This window comes from Nocardia citri (assembly GCF_054065835.1).
The window spans coordinates 328,961-336,473 of sequence record NZ_JBSUQM010000005.1 but is presented as its reverse complement, the minus strand read 5'-3'; the positions used below and the strand labels follow the sequence as shown (position 1 = coordinate 336,473).

At 66.3% G+C, this 7,513-nt stretch carries 6 protein-coding genes; 1 reads left to right on the top strand and 5 read right to left on the bottom strand.

All coding sequences use genetic code 11. The features are described from left to right. The coding region (locus ACW2Q0_RS11040) for a toxin-antitoxin system HicB family antitoxin (RefSeq protein WP_457188836.1) at nucleotides 1-269 on the top strand (269 nt) is incomplete at its 5' end. Nucleotides 270-392: 123 nt separating this feature from the next. Here the strand turns inward: ACW2Q0_RS11040 and holA are convergent. The 5 genes from holA to ACW2Q0_RS11015 form a co-directional block, all read right to left on the bottom strand. Then, nucleotides 393-1,364, bottom strand: coding sequence for a DNA polymerase III subunit delta (gene holA, locus ACW2Q0_RS11035; protein ID WP_457188834.1), 972 nt, complete (start codon nucleotides 1,362-1,364; stop codon nucleotides 393-395). A 492-nt stretch (nucleotides 1,365-1,856) separates the two neighbouring features. Further along, nucleotides 1,857-4,430: a ComEC/Rec2 family competence protein gene (locus tag ACW2Q0_RS11030; protein ID WP_457188832.1), complete on the bottom strand. Its 2,574-nt coding sequence runs from the start codon at nucleotides 4,428-4,430 to the stop codon at nucleotides 1,857-1,859. Beyond that, nucleotides 4,427-5,551 carry a helix-hairpin-helix domain-containing protein gene (locus ACW2Q0_RS11025; protein ID WP_457188830.1) on the bottom strand — a complete coding sequence of 375 codons (1,125 nt, stop codon included), beginning with the start codon at nucleotides 5,549-5,551 and terminating at the stop codon, nucleotides 4,427-4,429. Before ACW2Q0_RS11025 ends, ACW2Q0_RS11030 begins: the two co-directional genes overlap by 4 nt. A gap of 225 nt (nucleotides 5,552-5,776) precedes the next feature. Next, entirely contained in the window at nucleotides 5,777-6,775 is a 999-nt protein-coding gene (gene ligD / locus ACW2Q0_RS11020) for a non-homologous end-joining DNA ligase (protein WP_457188828.1), read from the bottom strand. 189 nt (nucleotides 6,776-6,964) lie between these two features. Then, nucleotides 6,965-7,456 (bottom strand): FBP domain-containing protein, encoded by a 492-nt coding sequence (locus tag ACW2Q0_RS11015; RefSeq protein WP_457188826.1) that lies wholly within the window; start codon nucleotides 7,454-7,456, stop codon nucleotides 6,965-6,967. Between the last annotated feature and the right edge of the window lie 57 nt (nucleotides 7,457-7,513).

The following is a 7,513-nucleotide window of genomic DNA, read 5'->3' as shown; positions in this document are numbered from 1 at the left end:
GGTTAGCCCGACTTACACCCCCGCCTGGCGGGCGATGCCTCGAATTCCTCTTGTTGTCCTGGCTGGCGGAGTCGATGGCAGAGGCATTCGAGGGGATCGTGCAACTGGTGGTCGGCTTGGCGGTCGATCTTCGGGAGTCACATGAGCCGGTTCCCGAACCGCTGGCGGATCGGAAGTTCAGTGGGCACTTCGCGTTGCGGATTTCTCCGACGCTGCATCGACGACTGGCTATGGAGGCGGCCGAGCAAAGGAAGGGTGAGCATCAATAAGTGGGTGAATGAGAGGTTGGCGTCGACTGAGCGGTAATCCTGGATTCCGGCTACCCCGGCGCGCACCGCTGTCAGCCAGGGCTTGGTGGCGATCCGCTGCGCAACTGTTGTCGCGGCATCGCGTCAGCCTGCGGAGTGCAGGTCCAGGATCCGGGTGAGGGCGTGTTCCAAGGCATAGTCGGCGTCGGCGGCGCCGCCTTTGACGTCGGCGTTCAGGGTGGCGACGACTTGCAGGGCCGTGCCGATGCTGGCCTGGTTCCAACCGCGCGCTTGAGCTTGTGCCTTCTTCACCTTCCACGGTGGCATACCCAATTGCTGGGCCAGTTTGAATGGGTCGCCGCGGCCCGCGGAGCCGACGCGGGCAATGGTGTGGACGGAGTCGGCGAGTGCGTCGGCGAGCAGGACATGCGGTACGCCGCGGTCGGTGGCCCAGCGCAACGCCTCCATGGCACCAGGCCGATCCCCCGCCACCGCGAGTTCCGCGACATCGAAACCGGAGATCTCGGCCTTGCCGGAGTAGTAGCGGCGCACCGCGGCGATATCGATCTTGCCGCCGGTATCGGCGACCAATTGCGAACAGGCGGCGGACAATTCCCGCAGATCCGAGCCGACCGCCTCCAACATCACCTGCACGACCTCGCTCGAAACCCGCACCCCGGCATTGCGGAATTCGCCGCGCACGAATTCCACCCGCTCGGCCGCCCTGGTCAACTTGGCGCAGTCGTGCACCTGCGCACCCGCCTTCTGCAGCGCGGGAGCCAGTGCCTTGGCCCGGCCGCCCCCGGAATGCAGCACCACGAGCACCACGCCGTCGGGCGGATCCCCGGCGGCGGCCGTGATCACCGCGACCGCATCCTTCCCCGCCTCCGCCGCGGACTCAAGCACGATCACCCGATCCTCGGCGAACAGCGAAGGACTCAATAACTCCGCCAGTTCCGCGGTGCTGGCATCCCCGGCCCGCAGCCGATCAACAGGTACCGCATCGGGATCCGGCGCATTCGCCCGCACCTGCGCCGTAATCCCCGCGATGGCCCGTTCCACCAGCAGCTCTTCATCACCGAGCACCAGGTGCACGGCCGCGGTCTGTTCCGTCACGGCTGCACCTCGTTGACACTCGGCTGCATCGCGCCCGACGATGCTGTGTCGTCGGTTCGCTCGCTACGCTCGCTCACGGCGAGCATCCTACGGTTCGCCACCGACAGGTCCGCACCCCTCGCGGGTACCAGCCCGGCCCGATGCGAACACCTGTTGCCCGCCGCAGTGGCCTCGATCAACTTCCTCCGCCGACGCACTCTGCTTTTTATCACCCGTTCGTGCGCCACCGAAGACTCTCACGCCGATCGAGCGCGCGGTTTTCGTGCCGCACTGCTTTTCACGGTGGCTGGCACATCTTCACCGTCAATGCCCAGGCTATCGCTGCTGTGGCCCCGTCCGCGGCCGCAGCGTCCAGGGCTCCCTTGCGCGAGGTCCTCGGTCTGGGCTCGGAACGTGATAGCTTCTCGGTTCTGCGCACAGAGCTGGATCCCGGTGGGCGCTGCCGGAGCGATCGAGGATTATCACTTTCACCTCGGCCATGTCGCTGAGCTATCACGACGACGGTCTGGTCGCGCGGGCGGTCAGGGTTCGCAACTGGCGGCCCTCACCCAGGACCAATACGTCACCCTGGTGATCGGTCCGCGCAACGGGAACGCCCAGATCGGCCAGGTCCGCGAGCAGACCCGGATTCGGATGACCGAAGGTGTTGTCGGCACCGACGCTGACCAAGGCGAGTCGAGGGTGGACGGCGGCGATGAATTCCTTCGTGGTTGTTCGGGATCCGTGGTGCGGCAGCTTCAGCACGTCGGCCTGTAATTGAGCACCCGACTGCAGTAGTCGTTGTTGCGCCGGAGCCTCGATATCGCCGGTGAGCAGGATGCGGCCCGCGGGTGTGGTGGCGGCGATGACGATCGAGCGGTCATTGGCATCGTCGATACTGGGCGGGCCGGTTGGGCGGTGCGCGAGTGGGCGCGGAGCGAGTACGTTCAATTCGACAGCGCCGAAACGCAATACCTGTCCCGACGACAACTCCAGCACCGGGATATGGGCCCGTGCTGCGAGGCTGGCGACCTGCTCCGGACCGCTGACCGATGCTTGCCGATCTCGCCTGGAACGCGGTTCGTGGACGGTGCGCGTCGACCCGCCTGGATCCGCCTCCGAACTGTCCTGATGCGATATTCGCCGGTCGCCTTCGCGTCCGGATTCGACGCTGCCCATTGTTCCGGCGAGTTCATCGGGCCCGACCGCCACTGCGTCGACCGAACGCCCCTGGAGGGCACCGGCCAGTCCGGCGATGTGATCGGCGTGCGGATGGGTCAGCACGAGAAGCGAAATTCGGTTGATGCGCAGGCGATTCAGACAGGTACGAATGCTGCGTGGATCCGGTCCGACATCGATGACCACCGCCGTATGGTCACCGACGGATAATGCGAGTCCGTCACCCTGCCCGACATCGCAGACCGCCAACACCCAGCCAGCGGGCGGCCAACCCGGGTGCCAGACGCGGACCGGAATCAGCACGGCCGACACACCGATCAGTGCAGCAGCGGCAAGGCGGCGCATCATTGCCGATCGCAATGCCAACACAATGAGAACTACTGCCGCACAAGCGATCGCACCGCCGATGAGCCCACCGCGCACAGAGATCTCGGCACCCGGAACATTCGCCGCATGTTCGGCGACGAACAGCAGCCACCACAGTGGTGGTTGCGCGCAGCGCAGTATCAGTTCGGCCAGCGGCGGCCAAGCCACGGCGACCACGGTGCCGATCGCACCGAGCACCGTCACCGGTGCGATTACCGGTTCGACCAGGATGTTCGCGAGAATCGCAACCAAGCTGAGCCGTCCGGTCAGCGCAACGACGAGCGGTGTCGTCACCATGAATGCGGCGGCCGATACCGCGACGATTTCGGCAGGCACCCGCCACCAGCCGTGGCCGCGCAACCAGTCCGCCCAACTCGGCGCCAAGAGGATCAGTCCGGCGGTCGCCAGTACCGACAATCCGAATCCGGCGCGCACCGCCAATTCCGGCCACAGCGCGAGCAGACCGATGACCGCCGCGCAGAGCGCGGGCAATGCCTGCTTGCGGCGTCCGGTTATCAAGGCCAGCAAGGTAATCGCACCCATTGCCCCCGCCCGCAGCACACTCGGGTCCGGACGCGCCACCACGATGAACATCAACAGTGCCGCCGCCGCGACCACGGCGCCGACGCGCGGACCCAAGGTGAGCAGCCGCACCGCACCGAGCACAACCGCCAACAAGATCGTGAAGTTGGCCCCGCTGACCACGCAGATATGCTCCAGTCCAGCGATTTCGAACTCCTCGCTGACTTCTTCGGACAGCGCGGAGGTATCCCCGACCACCAGCGCGGGCAGTAGTCCCGCCTGCTCTTCGGGCAGCACGCGTGCCGCCGACGCAAGGTCGGTGCGCACTGCGGCGGCCACCCGTTGCCACCAGGGCAATGCACCGACCACCACCGGCGGTCCCTGCGCACGCAATGTGGCGACGGTGAGATCGCGATGCCACGGCGGCTCCGGCTCGGCCCGGAACTCCACCGCTCGCCCAGGCAGCAGCTCGCCCCAGTCCGCGCCCGAGGCGAGAATCACCACGGTGCCACCCACCCGCACCGTCGATGCGCCTTGCCGGTACTCGCGCAGCCGTGCCCGGACGGTCCAGCGCTGCTCTCCCCCGAATGCGTTGGACCGCACCGGTTTCGGATCATCGACCGGTACCACGACCACACGCACCGCAGCCGCGGTGTTCCGCAACGGATGCGTCGCCACCCGATGCTCACGCCATGCCCCGGCCACCGCAAACCCGGCAGCCAGCAGCAGCGCGGCAAGTGCGGCGACAGCGACCACCCGCCACCGCTCACTGGGATGAGCCACCGCGCGTAACAACACCACCCAAAGTCCGATTGCCAGCAGCACCAGCACAGATGCCAGCACCAAACCGGCCGCCCAGCCCGCCGTCACCGCGACAACCGTTGCGCCCCAACAACTCAGCGCTGCCGGTAGCAGCCGCGCGTCGAGTATCGGCGCCTTGTCCACTGACAGTTCGCCGTCAGCGGCAGCCCGCCGATCGATATCACCCGGCCCGTCCGATGCACCGGCGAAAGCGGTCATACCGTCACCAGATCGCGCAGGCGGGCGAGCCGGGCCGGGCCGATGCCGTCGACCTCGCCGAGTTGGGCGATATCGGTGAATCGCCCATTCGTGGTGCGCCAGGTGACGATTGCGCGGGCGGTCACCGGGCCGATGCCGGGGAGAGCGTCGAGTTCGGCTTCGGTTGCGGAATTGAGGTCTACTTTGTTCGACGGTCGTGTTGCCGCAGCCGAATTCGAGGCCGAGCCAGTTGGTGCGCGACCGCCCGCACCGATCGTGGTGCTGCCGAGTTGCGGCCCCGCATTCGGACCGCTCGAACCGACGAGAACCTGGTCGCCGTCCTGAAGGCGCTGGGCGAGGTTGAGTCCGCTCAGGTCCGCACCGTCCTTCGCACCGCCCGCGGCGGTGAGTGCATCGGCGACCCGCGCCCCGGCAGGCAAACGCACCAGACCGCCGCGATGTACGAGGCCGACCACGCTGATCACCAGTTCCGTTGCGGGACTGGAGGTTACCGACACGGCAGACGGTGCCGCACCGGATGATGCCGCCATGCTGGCGCCGGACAGCCCAGCCGGTACCGTGCCGGTGCCAGCGCTCGTACTGATGCGCACCGCGGACGGTAGCGGTACGGTCTGTGCGACCGGTCGCTCACGCAACACGACGACAGCCGCGACGACCACCGCCGCGAGTCCGACCGCGATGAGCGTCGCCACTCCCCGCCACCCCGGATCCAGTCGAGTCCTACGAAACCGTTCCGGCACAAGCCGATCCCGCCACGACGAGCGGCGCCGCGGCTCATTCAGCCAACCTGGTGCCCGCACCTCGCCGAACCCGTCTGCCAAATCCTCCTCACCTTCGTCGGGTCTCGCGTCCTCGGTCGACGCCTTCTCGGGATGGGACGGCGCCACCTCGGATAACTGCTCGTCATCCCACCGCCCACCGGGAACCGCACGCCCCGGCGGCTTCCCACGCCCCGATACATCTGCGGACCTCGACGAACTGGGCGAACTTCGACAGAGCTCAGCGCCGCCGCGTCCGGAAGGCACCGGGCGTTCGGCACCGATCGTCCGGCTGGCACCGACTCGCTCGGTCAGCACGGTCAGTCGTCGGCGAATCCGCTCGCGCTCGTCATGTCGTGACATGGCGGCGACGCTAGTCCCGCGACAAGGGCAGGAATTCGTGCCGACCAGGCGAAATAAAAGTCTGTTGATAACTGCGAGCCTGTGGATAACCCCGCCCGCGGCCGCGCAAATTTTCAGTTCCGCGGGCACACGCTCGCTACTCTGACTTCGCAGCCGAATAGCGACACATGTTCGGATGGGCGATGACGCAGACGGTTCGCACGAGGCAATCCTCGTCGACGCGGCCTACTCCGCGCGGGTGACTTCGGTGGGGGACTTGTCGGGACGGAGACCACGCCAGGAGGGGTGGCGAAGGCGGCCGTCGCTGGTCCATTCGGTGAAAGTTACTTCGCCGACGAGGGTGGGGGTGGTCCAGATGGCGTCCGGGACATCGGCGGAGACGGTGGGGGTATTGCGTTGTCGGGGTTGAAGTTTGGAGTGGAGGTCGGCGAGGGTGGATTGGGTGAAGCCGGTGCCGACATTGCCGATGTAGACGAGGTTTCCGGAGTCGTCGTGCACTGCCATCAGGAGGGAGCCGATGGTGCCGACGCGTCGGCCGGTTCCCGGTCGCCAGCCGACGATGACGACCTCCTGGTCGCGCACGTTTTTGACCTTGGTCCAGAGTGGGCTGCGCCGGCCGGGTAGGTAGGGGCTGTCGAGGCGTTTACAGAGAATGCCCTCGAGGCCGAGGCGTCTCGATTCGGCGAGGACATCGGCGCCGACGCCGTACAAGCGCGGTGGGACCCGCCAACGCGGGCCGCGTAAGCCGAGCTGCTCCAACAGTTGGCGACGCTGCTCGTACGGCAGGTCGATCAAGGATCGGTCGCCGATGTGGAGCAGGTCGAAGATCAGGTACGTCGCGGGGATGGACTTCCGCAAAGCGTGGATCATGGCCGGATTGCGCTGATGCATCCGTGGCTGCAGTGCCTCGAAGGAGGTTCTGCCGTCGGCGCTGAAGGTGACGACCTCGCCGTCGACGACGAATCTCGGATTGCCGGGTGCGATATCCGCGAGTTCCGGCCAGGCCGCGGAGATGTCCTTATCGTTGCGCGAGATCAGCCGCAGCTGCTCGTCGACGTATCCGATGGCGCGAATTCCGTCGAATTTGACCTCGTAGCCCCAGCGATCAGCATCGCCGGGGAGGGCACCTGCCATCGCCAGCATCGCCGCATAGTGCGGCAGCCTCGTCACACCCGCCTCGTCGCCATCGCCGGTCCCCTCGCGAATTCGAACGCTGCTGACCATCAGCTGAATAATACCGACTGGTCGGGCCAGCGAGAGTTGGCGGAGGAAGAGTGATTCCTCTCCAGTTGAGCAGGTCCGGACCGAATCCGGGCCTGCTCAACCGGAGAGGAATCCCGGGCATCGGGAGTTCTGTTGAGTGTCGGCACATGGCATCTACCTCCATTCCATTGCCGCAGCGAATCGACGGATCTAGGTGAACAGTCTGGTGACGAAGGCGTTCATATTGTCGCGAACCCGCTCGATCTTGGTCTCCTCGGTGATCAGATCCTCGCGATACCGATTGCCGAGCGCCGGTGTCCGCTTACCGCGCGCGTACAGCGAACACGCCAGATCGGTGCACATGTAGGTGCCGATCGAGTTGCCCCGGCGTCCGGATTCGCCCGCCTTGTGTGCGGTCATCAGCGAGACGCCGTGACCGGTATGCGAGGTCAGGCAGATCGCGCACATCTGCGTCCGACCGGATCCACCGGTTTCATAACGCAGCGCGATGCCCACGACGCGATCGTCCTGCGGCACCACGAGATAGCCGCGGCCCGGCAGCGACGGATCGCTCCAGCCGAGGAAATCCAAGTCATCCCACGGCTGTGCGTCCAGGTCCCGGGGCAGCGGCAACTTCTTGGCGGTCGTCTTGGAACAGTTGATGAACGACGACCTGATATCGCGTTCGGTGACGGCTTTCATGACGGCATCGACTCCTTCGATCGATTGACAAACCGAAGCGACGCTACAGCCGGTCAT